Raw genomic sequence first — 15,989 nt, 5'->3', positions numbered from 1 at the left:
AAAATTCAAATATTTTAGCAAATACAAGATAAATAACTCACTCTTTTTTATTTGTGTTGCTTAAAAAGCCATGGTAATAACTCTGGGGTATTAAAAGCTCTCGCCCAACTTGCATGCGGATTAGGCTTAACAGTGTTCTTAGGATAAATAGTGACCTTCAGCTGATTGCCCCCTGCTTGGTGAATGGCTTCTTCAGCTTTCTTAGTTCCGAGTACCCCAACAGTTGGATCATCTTCGGCATGAAAGGCCCAAATTGGTAATTGTGACAAAGTCTTACCTTCTTCAGGGCTTGCAAGCATATACCGTCCTTTTCCTTGATCACCATAACCTTTTTTGCCATCATCATATACATAACCGGAACAAGGCACTAGAGCGGCAAAAAGATCTGCATGATGTAGGCCCATATACCAAGTTGTCGAAGCACCATTTGATAAGCCAGTTAAATAAATGCGCTTCGTGTCAATGTTGCACTCAGATTCTATTTGTTTAAGTAAAATGAACAGTGCTTTGCGAAAATCTTTTCTAAACCACCCATTTAGAGTTGGTGCCCAAGTAGCTTGCGGAACTAAAATAACAGCATCTTCTTTAGTTTTAGCATAATCATGCAAGGTCTTTGGCACATCATTGGCCAGTAGTGGCATGCCATTGTTAAAACCACGCTCGCCAGAACCATGTAAAAACAATACTAACGGCCGCTTTTTCCGATTGGTGCCAGAAGCATAAATTGAATAGCTTAATTGAATTGTATCCGTTTGAATAATTTTTTGCTTAAAATCTGCTAAAAATGGATCTGGTTGGAACGCAACTTCAATTTCAGGTTGTATCCCGTTAACGTGAAGCATTATTTGTGGCAAAGCTACCTGATTAATAAACTTAGCCGGATCAAAACTTAAGGCTAACAATTCCTTGGTCAATTTAAAATAATAGATTATCTGATTTTGCTCTTCCTCAATCTTAGTTATTTGTAATTCTTTACCTTCTATTGTAAAAGAAATTCGTTTTTGTAAATCTTTGGTTATTTGACTTGGCGTAATCTTGGCGCTGGTTACGAAATAACCATTATCAGTAACTTCTTCTTGATACACTACATTTAATTTCATGCTCATAACTCCTATTTTGTTGTTTTTCTTAACCTATTGTTTCTAATAATTGCCAAAATCACAAAAACAATTCCGACAAATACTAAATACCACATTGCAATTCTGATGATGTTCATTGGTCCCGACAAATGTAAAATGGATGCTGTAAGTGCCATCGTGTATGGTGAAATAAAAGCTCCACCATTGTTAAATACTTTTGCCAAAGATAAGAAGAAATCCTTGGAAGTTGCTGGCACATCTTCCATTACCGCACCATAAATATACGGAAAAATAATATTTGTGGCAGAAATTACCATCATTGATATCGTGAATACCAGCATATTAGGCGAATGAAGCACGCCCCAATAGCCAATAACCCCTAACAACATCGTAAATACTGGTGTGTAATGTCCCAGTAACCGGTAAATTTTGCCATAAAAAGCTGTAAAAACTGCGCCAGCAAGTCCTGCTAACGCTAAAGCAGTTGAGAAAAACTCTTGGTGTGCTAAATTTAGTTGCTGAATTACCAGCGGAGTATCGGTTTGTTGTGGCATAATTGCATTGAAATATACAAATGACATTAGTATTGCTACTAATGCTAAGATCGGCACATTAGTAGTTTTCTTTTCGGATTTAGCTTTAACTAGTTCTTCTTTTTGCCGAGATTTAATTTGTGCTTCAGTCTCTTTGCTATAGCCTAAAGCAAATAACAAAATGATTGGGATAAACAGCAGGTAAACTAAATATGCTGCTTGCCAATTAATTTCAAGTAGTAAACCCGCAACAAAAACCGCCAAGCTTTGACCAAATGTTTGAATTGCTGACTGATAACCAAGTAAGGTCCGTTGCTCATCCCCACTCCAAATATCTCCAATTAAACTGGCCGTTGAAGTTGAATATAAACCGTTACCTGCTCCTAATACAAAACGTGCAATTTGAATCAGGTGAAAGTTGGTGCTAAAAAATGGCGCAACGCCCCCAATTAAACCGCAAAACAGGCCAAGCAAAACGGTTTTTCTTTTACCCAAGTATTTAATAAATAACGTTGACAAAAGGACAAAGATTACCATCCCAATTGAAGGAATAGTCACTAATGCTTTCACATTCGCTACGCTTTCATGGGTAAAGTGCTTTGTCATCATTGGTAAAGTGCCCGAAACCGCACTAGCTGCAGTTAACAAGGTTGAAATTGATAAAATACCTACTTTTAAAAGTGGACTATTTTGCTTAATATTCTGAGTCATTTTCCTCTCCTTCCATGTAATCGCTTACTAAGATATTATAAGAGAAGAATATTGACTAAATATTGCAATTATTTTTATTAAATAGGTAAATTATTGACTTTTTAACTTTTTCCGATAAGTGGAAGGTGTTGCACTATAGACGTCTTTAAATATTTTTTGCAGGCTTCGAACATTGGCAAAACCGCATTGGTCGGCAATAACGGTAACAGGCAAATCAGTATTAACTAGTAAATCATAGGCATGTTGTAAACGAATCAGCTGCAAGTAATGAATCAAGCTTGTTTGTACTTCGATTTTAAATAAGCGATCCAAATATGCCTTTGAAAGGCCAAAGTGATCAGCAACTTCGCCTAAGGTTAAGCTATCTCGATAATTGGCGGTTAAAAAATTAATGATATCTTTAACCTTGTCCTGCTTTCTGGCATCATTAAAGCAAATAATATTCTTTTTTGGTACAACAAAATTTTTGAGAAGAAGCGCCATTAAAAGATAAAAATGTCCTAATATTTCAATCTTATTTTCATGATCATGTTGATTAGTCCAAAGCTGATAAATCCTTGTTAGCTCAGTTTTTACCTTTAGCATTATTTCCTGATCAGTGATTTGAGAAATAAAATACAAATGATTAATTTCAGGCAGCAATTCATTCAAGAACTCAAATGGAACAAGAATGGTAATTGATCGACGAGCATCACCTGGACCAATATTTTCGACACCATGAACTTCACCAGAATTAATAATTATGAAATCGCCGTCACTCAAGTGCGTTTTGTGCCCCGAAGTTAGGTAATCGCCTTCACCATGAATAGTAAAATCAATTTCTAGGGCACGGTGCCAGTGTTTAGTAATTTGAAGTGCTGAAGAATTATGAATAATAATCTTAAACGGTAAGATTCCCTTAGTAACAATAATTTCATGACGAAACATCTTTATCTTCCTTTACTGTGGTAGATAATGATTAAGTAATAAAAAATGGCGTAGTAATTGATTAAATTGTTGCGGTACTTCTGCCATTATATCGTGACCACAATTTGGCACAATGGCAGCGGTAATTTGAGGATTTTGTTCTGCCATCCAGTTTGCGAACTGAAAAGGATAATATGGACTTTTTTCAGCCGCAAAGATAATCATCTTCTGGCTGCTACACTTAATTATTGTCCGCCAGTCTAGCTGAACATGCTCTTGCAATAAGTCCAAATTTGCTTTTCGATCAAATGGGTAAGCAATTTTGGCTGGTAATAATTCCGTCATGACAGAACTATCGATGCCATGAAGCGTTTCATGCACCTGCGGAGTTAATAGGGTCAAGTCTTGGTAATTTTCCAAAGTAAAATTCATAAAGCCATAGTGCCAAGACTTCGTATTTAGCATATATGGGCTTTGATCGATAATAACTGCTATATCAATAATTTGCGGTTTAATTTTTAACAAGTTATAAATAATACTCCCGCCCATTGAATGGCCAATAAACGTGGCCCGAGTTATTTTTAGAAAACTTAATAGCTCAATTAGATCCTTAGTTAGTCTTTCAAGTGATTGTCCTTTGGCTGTACGCTGGCTTTTACCCATATTACGGTGATCATAAGTTAAAACGCTATAACCCATTTTTCTAAGGTAGGAAACTTGTTTTGTCCAAACTTCTTGATAGCCACCAAAACCGGTTATTAGAATCAGTGGCTTACCGGTGCCATAAAGATGAAAATTAAGTTCCACGTTATCGCTTGTTTTAAAAATACTCATTTATTTTCCTGTAAAAATTGCCAAGGATCGACAACTAGAAGTGGTCCCGCAACGGTTTTTACCAAAGTTTTTTTACTACGATTAGCAGCATATTCCTCTAATGAAAAACCGTTTTGACCTTTGACTACTTGTACATCAGCGTGCACATGATACTGATTCAGCTTTTGCAAAAGTTCTTGGGCCTGACTTCTGTTTAACGTAGGAGTTTGATAAAGTAGCAAATCTAAGTCACTGACATGTTCCGTCGTGTTTTTAACCGTTTTTACACCGGTTGCCATTTCATATCCTAACGAGCCTCCTATTCCCCACTGAAAATTGCTTAATAGCGGGACTATCTTTTGTAATGCCTGAAAAGGTGGAAGTTTTTGTCTATCTTCAGATAACCTTTCCCATCTTTTATGTTGAATAAAGTACTGGGGATGATATTGCTTTTTAATAGCTGCAACATTTAAGTAGCAAGCAAACCTTTGCTTTCGTTCGTAACCTCTTATTCCAACTGGGATCAGATTATCGTTGATTAAGCCCCGTCTAACCACCACTGTTTTTGTCTCAGACAAAGAATCCTTTGCCCAGTCAGGTAAAGGATTCTCGGTTAAAACTAGATCTTGCAAACTAGTGAATTGCAGTAAATCGTTGGGCCATATTGCCGTTAATCGTTCCATTGGTAAAACACAGCTTTACGCATCTCATTAGTTGCCTTCCGGCCACTTGCAATGGCAACTGGATTTTCATACCTATAATGTAAATCGGTCGAGTGCTTCTTGGTACTTATAATGGCCTCATTAATAATTTGCTCAACTTCTGAAACGGCCGCATCATTTGCGTCCCAAGAAGAAACATCAGGGACTAATTTATACAAAGCACCCAATTTGGCATAATTTTTAATGTCATAAGCCATTGCCGGAACGTGCTTCGTAGCCTCTTCTAGTTCTGGAATTGATCTTTGGGTAATTCGAGCAGCCGAAGCTTTTGACATTGCCTGAATGGTAATTGAATCATCAGCTAAGGCAATCATTCTGTTGGATTGCAAACCGTGGGCTAAAAAGCCGCCTGAAACTGCATCCCCTGGAATAAAGGCAATAACTGGATGACCGGCCTGCCGAGCCTTTGCATAGGCGGCTACCGCAGAAGCTAAACTAATGTGAATACCTATCAATTCCTCCTTATACCCATAAGCTTGGCTTGGAACATCAACGATTAAGATAAGCGGACGTTTAACATCTTTATTTTGATCTTCAGCAACAATTTGATTAACGATTTTTGCAACTAAAAATCCTTCTTGCAACCCCACCTCACCGTGACGTACACGAGGAAAGCGATTATTTTCATTAGGAACAATCGCAATAAATTCTTTGCCATCTTTTTCCGCATGAAGAACTGTTGGATAATCTGATTTTGCATTCGGTAAACCAGTTAGCTTTTCAAACCACAAGCGGCCACGAGACTTGGTAGTTGCCTTATCCCCAGCTACCGCTTGGTTTATATTATGCTTATTAGCCTGATTTTTAGCATAAAGAGAACAATATTGCTTTGTAGTAAGGGGCTTAGCAAAATCAATTTGATCAAGTAAAGATAGATAAAAATCAGATTGCTCAGTCCGATGAGCATCCTTTTTTTCTTCGATTGCTCTATCAATAGCTTCCTTAATAGTCGTGATATCATCTTCGTCAACTTCATCTGCAATTCCTGTAGCTACTCTTTGACGAGTTCCAAGCGTATTCCAAATTAAGTCCTTATCACTAGAATCAAATTCACGTACACCAGCTTCTTGTTCGATAACTTCGGGACCATTTAAAGCAATTCTAGCTTTTGGAGTTGTGATTAAGTATGACATAATTGCACTAGTAATTGACATTCCGCCAAAGCTGCCGACCCTTCCCGGTACTAGTCCAATTACGGGAACATATTGTTTCAAGGCAATAATGGCATTTTGAATTTCAGAAATAGACAATAACCCGTAATTAGCTTCTTGCAGACGAACACCACCAGTATCAAGAATAATTATTGGGTATTCCTTTATACCTTGCTTGTTATCATCTAAGGTTTTTTCTAAAGCTGCAACTATTTTGGCGCCAGATACTTCACCAATTCCACCACCTTGAAACTTTCCTTCGATAGAAATAATTACGACCCTTTTACCGTTTAGTTTACCTTTGACAAGAACAACACCATCATCACTTTCCGGAACAATTTTTTGCGGCTCAAGATGTGGTGAAATCATATCATATTCTGGTCCAACTAATTCTCGACCAGTGCCTTTATCAATTAAAGCATTTGCCCGTTGACGACCATTTAATTCTACAAAACTATTCTTCATTATTTAATGCCTCCATTGCCTGTGTTAATCGTAAATTAACGACACCCGGTGTGGCTCCAAAATCATGAATAACAAACTTGCCTTGTAAAGGATACCTTGCAAAAAAGCGGTCAAGGACATTTTGCCAAACCTGTTTGAAACCGTCACTACCAGTCACAATTTCTAATGTAGTTTTGACATCAGGATAAATTAATACTTCTAAATCTCCGGAGGCAACGACACCAACATGAACAAATTTAGTCACTGGCTGAGTGTTTTGATAGCTAAAATTAAGTTTTTCCATTTTGTTAACCTCCTTATTATGACCATGACCTAAACTTGGCAGGTGGATTGTATAAGCCATGTGACCATTGCACTATATCATCCATTGTTTGAGCAGCCAGTAATGAACGTTTTGCATCCCGGCGGGCAACACCAATATCTTCTGGTAAAGCAACGATCCCTTGATCGCGCAGTTTTTGGACCTCTTTTGGCTTTGAGCGCAAGCCAACCGGTGTCACACCTGCTACTGCTTCAATTGCAGCTTTTCTTTGTTCCATACTGTCAGTTTTATACAGATATGCGATTCCTTCTTCAGTCACGATATGGGTCGTATCCTCGGTATAAATCATAATTGGAACGTTAGCTAATTTAGCTTCTTTACGTACCTTTTCAGCATCTAAGTGATCAACAAAAACGGGCTTTTTATTAGAACCAAATGTTTCAACCATCTGCACAACGAGCTTTTGCCCTTTTGCCAATGGGTTATCTTCGGGCTTCAAGCTTTGCCAAGCAGGAGTTGAATGACGCCGACCGGTTGGATTAGAGCCCATGTTAGGCGCACCACCGAAACCAGATAAACGACCATTGGTGACTGTTGAAGAATTACCCCATTGATCGATTTGTAAAGTAGAACCAACAAACATATCACAAGCATATTGTCCGGCAACTTGGCCTAGGGCACGATTCGACCGCATTGTTCCGTCATTACCTACAAAGAAAATATCTGGTCGCGCCATAATGTACTTTTCCATCCCTACTTCACCACCAAACGAGTGAATTGATTCCACCCAGCCGCTTTCGATTGCTGGTATTAAGGTTGGGGTTGGATTTAGTTCCCAGTTACGACAAATTTTGCCTTTTAAGCCCAGTTGCTCACCATAAGTTGGTAAGAGAAGTTCAATTGCGGAAGTGTTAAAACCTACACCGTGGTTTAAAGTTTGAACATTGTGTTTTTCATATATTCCCCGAATTGCCATCATGCCCATTAAAATTTGCAGTTCGCTAATTGCTTGTGGGTCACGGGTAAATAGTGGCTCAAGCTGGTAAGGCTGATCAGCGGGAATAACCACATCAACCCAACCGGCAGGAATATCAACTCTTGGTACTTGATCAACGATTTCGTTAGCTTGAACGATTACAATGCCATCATGAAAAGCTGCTGCTTCGACAATAGTCGGTGTTTCTTCAGTATTAAAGCCCGTATATAAATTGCCTTCATGGTCTACTTTATCAGCGGCTACTAAAACAACATTAGGAATTAAATCGATAAATAGACGGCCAAAAAGTTCCAAGTATGTGTGAATGTCGCCAACTTCCATGGTGCCATCAGAAATCATTTGCGAAACGCGAGTGCTCTGAGGACCTGCGTAAGAAAAATCCATTTTGGCAGCAATTCCTAAGTCAAAAATGTCTAAATGCTCTGGCCTAGAAATACTTGACATAATCATATGTAAGTCATGAACTTTTTCCGCATCTACTTTTGTCAGTGCTTCTGACAAAAATGAAGCTTGCTTTTGATTATCGCCTTCCAAAACAACCTTGTCTCCAGGTTTAATTAGTGTCTCAAGGACCTTAACAACATCCTCTGTTTTAGCAAATTTCCCCTCGAGCAGTGTCGCCGCTTTTGCTAAGCGTGCATTTTTAGCATCCCGATGGGTGTGCCAATTTCTTTCAGTCATTATCTTTTCCTTTCCATTTATGTAATAAAAAATCTGCGTCATCAATCGTCATATTTGCCAAAGTTATATTAGCTAGTTGATTCGTTTTTGCATTTAATAATTTAGTAAAAGCAGTTCCTGGAGCAAATTCCACGCTTACTTGTGGGTTGTATTCAAGAGCCACATTGATCATTGTTTCCCAAAAAACGGGATGAGTTAGATTATTGGCCAAATCATAGCTAATTTCAGCTATATTTTTAACCGGATGTCCATTATTATTTGCTAAATAAATACAGGTAGGAGAATGCAACTCTAACTTCCCAATCTGTTTGGTCAATTTATCCGCCACGCTTTGCATCAATGGTGAATGCGAAGGATTCGGAACTTGTAAAAGTTTAGCCTTGGCTGCACCGCTCTCTTTAGCTAATTTGAGTACAGCTTGAATAGCAGTTATTTTGCCAGACAAAGTGTTTTGCAATTCAGAATTTTGGTTTGATAAAAAGACCGGATCTTTTTTCGTGTTCACTTGTTGCACCAAGTTCCCAACTTCTTGACGAGATAGACCTACAACGACACCCATGCCATAGCCTATTGGAAATGATGATTGCATTAGACTTGCTCGCAAACTTACAAGTTTAAAAACATCCTCTTTATTAATAACGCCGGCAGCATAGGCAGCGGCAAAAACTCCAAGTGAATGTCCCGCTACTATATCTGGCAGCCAGCCTTTTTCTTTGAGCTGATCAATTTGCTGAACTTGCAACAGCAAAATACTAAGCTGAATTTGTTGCGAATTTTGATAGCCCTTTTCACTGTCTACAAGCTTCACACCTGTCCAACTTTCAACCTTACTTTTTAATGTCGGGTCAATCTTTTGAAGCATCCCGGCCTTTTGACCCCCTTGACCGGGAAATAACCATAAGTATTTCAAGTTATCACCTCTTTGGATCTCACAAAAACAGTTTAACCCTAATCGATAACCATTTATAATAGATAATAGGAATAATAGTTAACTAAAAGGTTATCAATTGGTGTAAAAAATGAATTTAACCGGATTAAAATATTTTGTTAGTGTTGCAAGTATAGGTTCAGTGACTGAAGCAGCTAAGCTGGCATACGTAAGTGAATCAGCAATTAGTAAAACCATCAGGCAATTAGAAGAAGAAATAGGCGTTAAATTGTTTGACCGGCAAGGAAGAACAATTCAGCTTAACCAACAAGGAAAGATTTTTTATTCATATGTTTCCGATAGCTTAAATTTACTAAACCGTGGAATTAAGGCTGTCCAAACTAATAAAGACCAAGAAAATAGCCAAATTAATGTTCTTTTTACTGTTGGCTCACCGCTCATCCCACTTGTTGCCCTTAAAATGCAAAAATTACTGCCTAACGTCAGTCTAAATATTCATCAACGGACAACCTTCGCTAAGGATTTAAAGCAGTTTGATTTTATTATCTCTTCCAATAAAATCGACCATTTTACCGCAATTCCGTTATTAAAAGAAGAAATAGTAATTGGCTGGCAAAAGAATTTTATGCAAGGTAAACATAATTTAGATGTTAAAGATTTACCGAATTTTACTTTTGTCGGCGAAAGTGATGAAACTGAATTGCAACAAACAATTAATCAGTTTTTAGCTAAAAATGAATTAAAACTCAATTTTAAATATCAATCTGATGAACCAGCTACGGTGCGAGAAATGATTGCAGCAGGTCTAGGCATGGGCTTTATTCCCAAAGTTACCTGGGGAAGCTTTTTTACCAATTTTCATTTAATCGACAGTGCAAGAATTTTCCCCAATTCGCCGCAAAGAACAATTTATCTAAATACTCCCTACCAAAATTTAACTGATAACCAAAGATTATTTAGTAACGAAATCGCTGCAGTACTAACGGGTGCACAAAATAGTTAGAATATAATTACTAAAAATGGGCTTGCGTTTTTACCAAAAAGCGCATATATTAAACTGGAACTTCTTAGGGATCTCACGAATCTTCTAAGAAAGGTCTTAATTAAAATGGATAAATATCCTTATCCCACCTATAAAATTGCTGACATTGGTGACTACTTAAAAGTATTTGCTTGTACAGCAGTGATGTCTCAACCAATCATGTCCTTAATCATGGGAAGTGGTCAGCCTATAAGAACACAAGACATTTTTGGTATTCTGTATAATTTAGTCAAATATACTGCTCCGGCCTTTATTTTTGGCATTTTATATACCACCATTAGAACTAATGATTTAGCGGGAAACTTTTCTTACCGCAAGCATCTGCATTCAAGTTGGTCGAACTTGTTTGTACCAACTATTTGGTGGACTTTGATTTATTTACTAGGAATGCCTTGGCTCCAACAGATTAATCAATTTCATAATTTTGGTTCTTTTTGTTGGCATTTTATTAATGGTAACGCTGCGCCACATTTGTGGTACAACACAATGATGTTGCAATTTATCATCTTAATGCCACTTTTCTGGGCAATCAGTCGCTTTGTCGGCAATAACGTAAAAAAAGGAATTGCTGTAGCATTAATCACCCTAGTTTTATATTTAGCTTGGCTCTTGTTTTACGACACAGAGGTATTTCACGGTGCGCATGAAAAAACGTGGTATCTGCTTGATCGCGTGTTTATTTCGTTTTTTATCTACGGAGTCTTTGGTGTCCTCTGCTGGCAATTGCGGAATCAAGTTAATAACTTTTTACAAAAATTTTGGTGGCTGATCTTAATTGCTTTTGTTGCTTGTTTCATTTGGACCAACTTTGAATTATATCAGTTCGGTCATCCCGTTCTTTTTGCTAATGCACCGTATTATAAGCCATCAATGACATTTTATTGCTTAGCGGTTATTGCATTAATCGCTGCACTTTGCTTATATCAAGTACGAAAAAATTCAGAAACAGCTTTAACAGTTTTCCATTTTCTTGCTACTTATGCCTATCGTGCCTATTTATCAAATGTCTTTTGGAATCAACTGGTCTGGCGTGGACTAAATATGCAATTCCACGCAACATACCACCCATTCTTAACTTTCTTTGGCACATGGATATTAACATGGATTTTGTCATTCACGTCAGCTTATTGTCTGCATATTTGGTGGACGAAAATAAAACAAATAATTTAACTAGATAAAAAGGCTTGGTTCGGTAGTCAACTGAATCAAGCCTTTTATGTTTTAATAATATGCTAAAATTACGTAATAAATAATTGAGTTTGAAAACTTTACTTTTTGACAATAGAAGCTAATCCGGCCATGATGTTTTCATACTGCTGCTCATTTTCAACAAATTTGTCATTATTAACGATAATATCTGCAATTTCTTTAACCCTTAATGCCCCATGTTTTATCTTAAACTGGTCTTTTTTCTTGGTTCGTTCAACTATTTCATCAAAGGTATAGTTTTCCCCATTATCGATAGTTTGTTTCTTAAATTCGCGTTTCGCCCTAACCTCAAGAGGAGCTTCAATATAAATATTAAGCATCTTTGCTCCTAGTTCCTTTTTCAGGTATGCCCCAAGTTCTGAGCGATACAAACTTTCAATCGAAGCGTAATGAGTTCCTGCCTCCTGCATTTTACCAATTAGACGATACAAGAATTCACGAAAAATCTGTTCAGGATTGTTTGCATATAACTTTTCGAAATCATTTTCCGTTGGATGCCCGCTAAATTGATAGTTTCGTTCAAGCATCATCTCTTTTTCAATTGCAATGATTTTCATTCGCTTTATGCCAATACTATCAAAATAAAGTCCAGCTGCTGATTTACCGCATTCACTTAAGCCACCTAATGAGAACATTCCCTTAACATATTCTTTTCTCTTAGTAAATTGCTCATCGGTTATTTTCATGATAATCTCCTTTCATGAATGAAATGGTTTGTTACCATTTAATTGACAGTGCAATTGTATATGCTACCAGAAATAAGCTTATTTAGCAAGCGCTTTCCGTAATCAGTTAGGAAGGATATCAGAATTTCCTAACTATTTTTAGTCCAGACTTCGAACTAAAAGCTATAGTTTCGATATTTTATTAATCTATTTTGGTAAGTTTTGTTTTACCTATTTTTCTAATAAAAAAGAATCTTATCATCACTGATAAGATTCTTTTTTGCTTATATTATAATTTTAATTATTTCATTTGTTCTTGAACTTCAGCAGCAAAGTCTTCTTGCTTCTTTTCGATACCTTCGCCAACTTCATAGCGAGTGTATGCAACAACTTCACAGCCTTCTGACTTAGCATATTCAGCTACTGTCATGTCGCCATCCTTAACGTAAGGTTGGTCAACTAAACAAATTTCACTTAAGTATTTGTTGACACGACCTTCAACAATCTTAGGAATAATGTTGGCAGGTTTGCCTTCATTCTCAGTTTCCTTAGTGAAAACAGCCTTTTGGCGATCAAAGTCAGCCTTTGGAACAGAATCCTTATCAAGGTATTCTGGGTTAATTGCAGCAACATGCATTGCAATGTTCTTTGCTGCTTCTTCGCTATCACCCTTTAAAGTAACAACAGCAACAATTGCACCGCCGTTATGCTTGTAAGCACCAAAAACTTCATCATCGTTCTTATTAATTAAATCAAATCTTCTTAAAGTGATCTTTTCACCAATAACAGCAGTTAAGTTAGTGATTTCTTCACCAATAGTTGAATCACCCATTGGTGCCTTTAAAGCTTCTTCAACGTTAGCTGGCTTTGCAGCAAGAATAGCCTTAGTTACATCATCAACCAACTTAATGAACTTATCATTTGATGAAACGAAATCAGTTTCTGAGTTGATTTCAACAAGAGCAGCAGTGTTACCTTCAAAAGCGTATTCTGCTAAACCTTCAGCAGCAATTCTACCACTCTTCTTAGCAGCTTTAGCAACACCATTTTCTCTTAAGATATCAATTGCCTTTTCAATGTCTCCGTTAGCTTCAACCAAAGCCTTCTTGGAGTCCATCATTCCGGCACCAGTACGATCACGTAACTCTTTAACTTGTTTAGCAGTAATATTTGCCATTGATGTATCCTTCCAAATAAAAGCTAATTATTAAATTAATCTTCTTCTGAACTTTCTTCAGTTTCAGCTGCTTGTTCTGCGTCATCAGCTGCAGCGTCTTTAGCCATTTCAGCTTCAACGTTTGCATCGCTGTCATCTTGGCCTTGTTTTCCTTCGATTACTGCATCAGCCATTGCACCTGAAATTAAGCGAATGGCACGGATTGCATCATCGTTTGAAGGAATAACAACATCAACTGGATCTGGATCAGTATTAGTGTCAACCATAGCAACAACAGGGATACCTAAAATGTTAGCTTCGTGAACAGCTATCTTTTCCTTCTTAGGGTCAACTACGAACATAACATCAGGAATTCTAGGCATATCTTCGATACCACCTAAGAATCTTTCAAGTTTGTCCATTTCTTTAGTCAAAAGTGAAGCTTCCTTCTTTGGTAATACATCAAAGGTACCATCTTCTGACATCTTCTTTAAATCTTTTAATCTTTGAACTCTACTTTGGATAGTCTTCCAGTTAGTCAAAGTACCACCTAACCAACGTTGGTTAACGTAGTATTGACCTGCACGAGTTGCTTCTTCAGCGATTGAATCTTGTGCTTGCTTCTTTGTACCAACAAACAAGATAACTCCACCGTCTTGAGCAACGGCTCTAACAAAAGCATAAGCGTCATCCAACATCTTGATAGTTTTTTGCAAATCAATAATGTAGATACCGTTTCTTTGAGTGAAGATATATGGAGCCATCTTAGGGTCCCATCTTCTAGTTTGGTGACCGAAGTGGACACCAGCTTCAAGTAATTGTTTCATTGAAACTACTGACATAATAAATTCCTCCTATGGTTTTAGTCCTCTCAAGCGGTCATTTCAACGCTTCACCAATGTTTGGCACCAAAACGTTGATCGCTCTTGATGTTTTCTAACTGTGTATTCACACAACACACAGATAAAATCATACTAAATTTAAGACTAAGAATCAAGTCTAAAAATTAACAGCATGCTCATGTAAAAATTTTTCTTTCCATTGGCGTGTATGGTGTTTAAACCAATATTCTCTTTTTAAAGCTAAGCGTTTATCACTAAATTCTTCATGATAGATCATTTTGACCGGTCGCCTATTTTTAGTATATTTTGCACCCTTCCCCGTATTATGAGCCTCAAGCCTTTTAGTTAAATTGTTAGTAAAGCCGCCATAAAAACTTCCATCGCTACACAATAAAACATAAAAGTAATATTTTGCTTGTTGATCGTGCTTGGCTTTTTCTTCTGGTGTTTCGCGAATGATTTTTTGAATCGCTGGTAAAAATGAGCCATCGTGATCGTGGACTTCAATAGCATCTTTTAAAACTAAGCCATCACTAGCAGTGTGCCTGACAGCTTCAATTATAATTAAGTTTGTATCTTCGCCGCGATGAGAAACATAAGGCTGAATGAATTTAATACTTAGGTCATGTTTTAAACAAAAATAGGCAATTTCATTTAACCGTTCAGGTCGATGAACCATGTACATCTTGCCCTTCATTTTTAATAAACCACTAGCAACTGCAATAATTTCTTCCAAAGTAATCATTATTTCATGGCGGGCAATTGCCTTTTTAGGATCAGGATTAACCTTGTGATCCTTGGCAACTTTAAAATAAGGTGGATTGATAACAATCACATCATAAGAATCTTTTCGCAAAAACTGGGCAGCATCCTTAACGTTTTTTTGAAAAACATGGATTCGATTTTCCATTTGATTCAATTGAACAGAACGCATAGCCTGTGAAGCAGCTTCTGGTTGAATTTCTACTGCATCATACTTTGCCCGGTTAAAATAAGCCATATAAATGCTGGCAGCACAATTACCAGAACATAAGTCCGCAACTTTAGAGCTATCTTTAATCGCATCTTTGGCCGTAGCCGCCAATAATAAGGTATCAAGTGAAAAACTAAAGGCATCTTTATCTTGAATAATTTTCAAATTATCGCTATACATATAGTCGATTCGTTCATTTTTGCTCAAATTTACCATAAATATTTTATCCCTTCGCAAAGCTTTGCTATAATATTTTACATCATTGGAGGAAAATATGTTTTATCACATTATACGGCCCATCGCCCGCTTCATTGTGTGGGTGTTAAACGGGCATTTACATGTTAATCATCAAGATCGTATTCCCGAGGGAAATTATATCTTGGCTGCACCTCACCGTACTTGGTGGGAGCCGATTTTATTTGCATTAGCTGCTAGCCCTAAGGAATTTATGTTTATGACTAAAATTGAATTATTCAAAAATCCAATTTTGCGCTTTATATTAAAGCACGCACATGCATTTCCAGTTGATCGTAAAAATCCAGGCCCATCCGCTTTAAAAACCCCAATAAAGGGATTAAGAAAAGGCAATTACTCACTGATTATTTTCCCATCCGGCACACGTCATTCGGCTGAACTTAAAAGTGGGACAATTGCCATTGCTAAATTATCTGGTAAACCAATTGTTCCGGTTGTTTATCAGGGGCCGTTAACTTTTACTGGGCTATTAAAAAGGGAACCGTTAGAAGTTTGTTTTGGGCACCCATTTCGGGTAGATCCGAAAATAAGGTTAACCCACGAAAATGAACATCTTTTAGATAATCAGCTAAAAGATGCTTGGAAAAAAATTGATCAGGAACAAAACCCTGCTTTTCACTATCACGCAAAATAAAAAG

General features: G+C 37.2%; 16 protein-coding genes. 3 read left to right on the top strand and 13 right to left on the bottom strand.

All coding sequences use genetic code 11. The features are described 5' to 3' along the window. Window positions 1-47: 47 nt before the first annotated feature. From J3U69_RS02360 to J3U69_RS02320, 9 genes are all read right to left on the bottom strand, one after another. The gene (locus J3U69_RS02360) at window positions 48-1,100 is read right to left on the bottom strand and encodes a PHB depolymerase family esterase (RefSeq protein ID WP_267412911.1); all 1,053 of its coding nucleotides are present in this window, start codon (window positions 1,098-1,100) and stop codon (window positions 48-50) included. An 11-nt stretch (window positions 1,101-1,111) separates the two neighbouring features. Then, the gene (locus J3U69_RS02355; protein WP_267385481.1) at window positions 1,112-2,323 is read right to left on the bottom strand and encodes an MFS transporter; all 1,212 of its coding nucleotides are present in this window, start codon (window positions 2,321-2,323) and stop codon (window positions 1,112-1,114) included. 90 nt (window positions 2,324-2,413) lie between these two features. After that, entirely contained in the window at window positions 2,414-3,250 is an 837-nt protein-coding gene (locus tag J3U69_RS02350) for an AraC family transcriptional regulator (RefSeq protein WP_267412910.1), read from the bottom strand. Window positions 3,251-3,262: 12 nt separating this feature from the next. Continuing rightward, on the bottom strand, window positions 3,263-4,063 hold the full coding sequence (locus tag J3U69_RS02345; RefSeq protein WP_267412909.1) for an alpha/beta fold hydrolase: 801 nt from the start codon (window positions 4,061-4,063) through the stop codon (window positions 3,263-3,265). Further along, window positions 4,060-4,725 carry a malonate decarboxylase holo-ACP synthase gene (locus J3U69_RS02340; RefSeq protein WP_267412908.1) on the bottom strand — a complete coding sequence of 222 codons (666 nt, stop codon included), beginning with the start codon at window positions 4,723-4,725 and terminating at the stop codon, window positions 4,060-4,062. The genes J3U69_RS02345 and J3U69_RS02340 overlap by 4 nt, the downstream gene beginning before the upstream one ends. Further along, window positions 4,713-6,380, bottom strand: a complete 1,668-nt coding sequence (mdcD, locus tag J3U69_RS02335; protein ID WP_267412907.1) for a biotin-independent malonate decarboxylase subunit beta — start codon at window positions 6,378-6,380, stop codon at window positions 4,713-4,715. The genes J3U69_RS02340 and mdcD overlap by 13 nt, the downstream gene beginning before the upstream one ends. Beyond that, window positions 6,370-6,663, bottom strand: coding sequence for a malonate decarboxylase acyl carrier protein (gene mdcC / locus J3U69_RS02330; RefSeq protein WP_267412906.1), 294 nt, complete (start codon window positions 6,661-6,663; stop codon window positions 6,370-6,372). Before mdcC ends, mdcD begins: the two co-directional genes overlap by 11 nt. Window positions 6,664-6,679: 16 nt before the next feature. Next, window positions 6,680-8,320 carry a malonate decarboxylase subunit alpha gene (gene mdcA, locus J3U69_RS02325; RefSeq protein WP_267393128.1) on the bottom strand — a complete coding sequence of 547 codons (1,641 nt, stop codon included), beginning with the start codon at window positions 8,318-8,320 and terminating at the stop codon, window positions 6,680-6,682. Then, window positions 8,313-9,230, bottom strand: coding sequence for an acyltransferase domain-containing protein (locus J3U69_RS02320; protein ID WP_267412905.1), 918 nt, complete (start codon window positions 9,228-9,230; stop codon window positions 8,313-8,315). The genes mdcA and J3U69_RS02320 overlap by 8 nt, the downstream gene beginning before the upstream one ends. Window positions 9,231-9,339: 109 nt before the next feature. Here J3U69_RS02320 and J3U69_RS02315 point away from each other — a divergent pair, with 109 nt between their 5' ends. Both J3U69_RS02315 and J3U69_RS02310 read left to right on the top strand, forming a co-directional pair. Next, the gene (locus tag J3U69_RS02315; RefSeq protein ID WP_220268084.1) at window positions 9,340-10,212 is read left to right on the top strand and encodes a LysR family transcriptional regulator; all 873 of its coding nucleotides are present in this window, start codon (window positions 9,340-9,342) and stop codon (window positions 10,210-10,212) included. A 105-nt stretch (window positions 10,213-10,317) separates the two neighbouring features. After that, on the top strand, window positions 10,318-11,421 hold the full coding sequence (locus tag J3U69_RS02310) for an acyltransferase family protein (protein ID WP_267412904.1): 1,104 nt from the start codon (window positions 10,318-10,320) through the stop codon (window positions 11,419-11,421). Between the two features lie 98 nt (window positions 11,422-11,519). Here J3U69_RS02310 and J3U69_RS02305 read toward each other — a convergent pair whose 3' ends face one another. The 4 genes from J3U69_RS02305 to J3U69_RS02290 form a co-directional block, all read right to left on the bottom strand. After that, on the bottom strand, window positions 11,520-12,146 hold the full coding sequence (locus J3U69_RS02305; protein WP_267412903.1) for a hypothetical protein: 627 nt from the start codon (window positions 12,144-12,146) through the stop codon (window positions 11,520-11,522). Between the two features lie 280 nt (window positions 12,147-12,426). Beyond that, on the bottom strand, window positions 12,427-13,302 hold the full coding sequence (tsf, locus tag J3U69_RS02300; RefSeq protein ID WP_220219795.1) for a translation elongation factor Ts: 876 nt from the start codon (window positions 13,300-13,302) through the stop codon (window positions 12,427-12,429). A 35-nt stretch (window positions 13,303-13,337) separates the two neighbouring features. Continuing rightward, window positions 13,338-14,123 (bottom strand): 30S ribosomal protein S2, encoded by a 786-nt coding sequence (rpsB, locus tag J3U69_RS02295; RefSeq protein ID WP_164715351.1) that lies wholly within the window; start codon window positions 14,121-14,123, stop codon window positions 13,338-13,340. 157 nt (window positions 14,124-14,280) lie between these two features. Continuing rightward, entirely contained in the window at window positions 14,281-15,312 is a 1,032-nt protein-coding gene (locus J3U69_RS02290; RefSeq protein ID WP_220219796.1) for a GIY-YIG nuclease family protein, read from the bottom strand. A gap of 58 nt (window positions 15,313-15,370) precedes the next feature. Here J3U69_RS02290 and J3U69_RS02285 point away from each other — a divergent pair, with 58 nt between their 5' ends. Beyond that, window positions 15,371-15,985: a lysophospholipid acyltransferase family protein gene (locus J3U69_RS02285; protein ID WP_220219797.1), complete on the top strand. Its 615-nt coding sequence runs from the start codon at window positions 15,371-15,373 to the stop codon at window positions 15,983-15,985. The last annotated feature ends 4 nt before the right edge of the window (window positions 15,986-15,989 follow it).

It is taken from the genome of Lactobacillus sp. B4026 (genome assembly GCF_026535825.1).
GTDB lineage: Bacteria > Bacillota > Bacilli > Lactobacillales > Lactobacillaceae > Lactobacillus > Lactobacillus panisapium.
This window is presented reverse-complemented; position numbering and strand designations above follow the sequence as displayed.

Coding starts and splice junctions, on each gene's coding strand:
- J3U69_RS02360 (WP_267412911.1), bottom strand. CDS start 1,100: ATGAAATTAAATGTAGTGTATCAAGAAGAAGTTACTGATAATGGTTAT.
- J3U69_RS02355 (WP_267385481.1), bottom strand. CDS start 2,323: ATGACTCAGAATATTAAGCAAAATAGTCCACTTTTAAAAGTAGGTATT.
- J3U69_RS02350 (WP_267412910.1), bottom strand. CDS start 3,250: ATGTTTCGTCATGAAATTATTGTTACTAAGGGAATCTTACCGTTTAAG.
- J3U69_RS02345 (WP_267412909.1), bottom strand. CDS start 4,063: ATGAGTATTTTTAAAACAAGCGATAACGTGGAACTTAATTTTCATCTT.
- J3U69_RS02340 (WP_267412908.1), bottom strand. CDS start 4,725: ATGGAACGATTAACGGCAATATGGCCCAACGATTTACTGCAATTCACT.
- mdcD (WP_267412907.1), bottom strand. CDS start 6,380: ATGAAGAATAGTTTTGTAGAATTAAATGGTCGTCAACGGGCAAATGCT.
- mdcC (WP_267412906.1), bottom strand. CDS start 6,663: ATGGAAAAACTTAATTTTAGCTATCAAAACACTCAGCCAGTGACTAAA.
- mdcA (WP_267393128.1), bottom strand. CDS start 8,320: ATGACTGAAAGAAATTGGCACACCCATCGGGATGCTAAAAATGCACGC.
- J3U69_RS02315 (WP_220268084.1), top strand. CDS start 9,340: ATGAATTTAACCGGATTAAAATATTTTGTTAGTGTTGCAAGTATAGGT.
- J3U69_RS02310 (WP_267412904.1), top strand. CDS start 10,318: ATGGATAAATATCCTTATCCCACCTATAAAATTGCTGACATTGGTGAC.
- J3U69_RS02305 (WP_267412903.1), bottom strand. CDS start 12,146: ATGAAAATAACCGATGAGCAATTTACTAAGAGAAAAGAATATGTTAAG.
- tsf (WP_220219795.1), bottom strand. CDS start 13,302: ATGGCAAATATTACTGCTAAACAAGTTAAAGAGTTACGTGATCGTACT.
- rpsB (WP_164715351.1), bottom strand. CDS start 14,123: ATGTCAGTAGTTTCAATGAAACAATTACTTGAAGCTGGTGTCCACTTC.
- J3U69_RS02290 (WP_220219796.1), bottom strand. CDS start 15,312: ATGGTAAATTTGAGCAAAAATGAACGAATCGACTATATGTATAGCGAT.
- J3U69_RS02285 (WP_220219797.1), top strand. CDS start 15,371: ATGTTTTATCACATTATACGGCCCATCGCCCGCTTCATTGTGTGGGTG.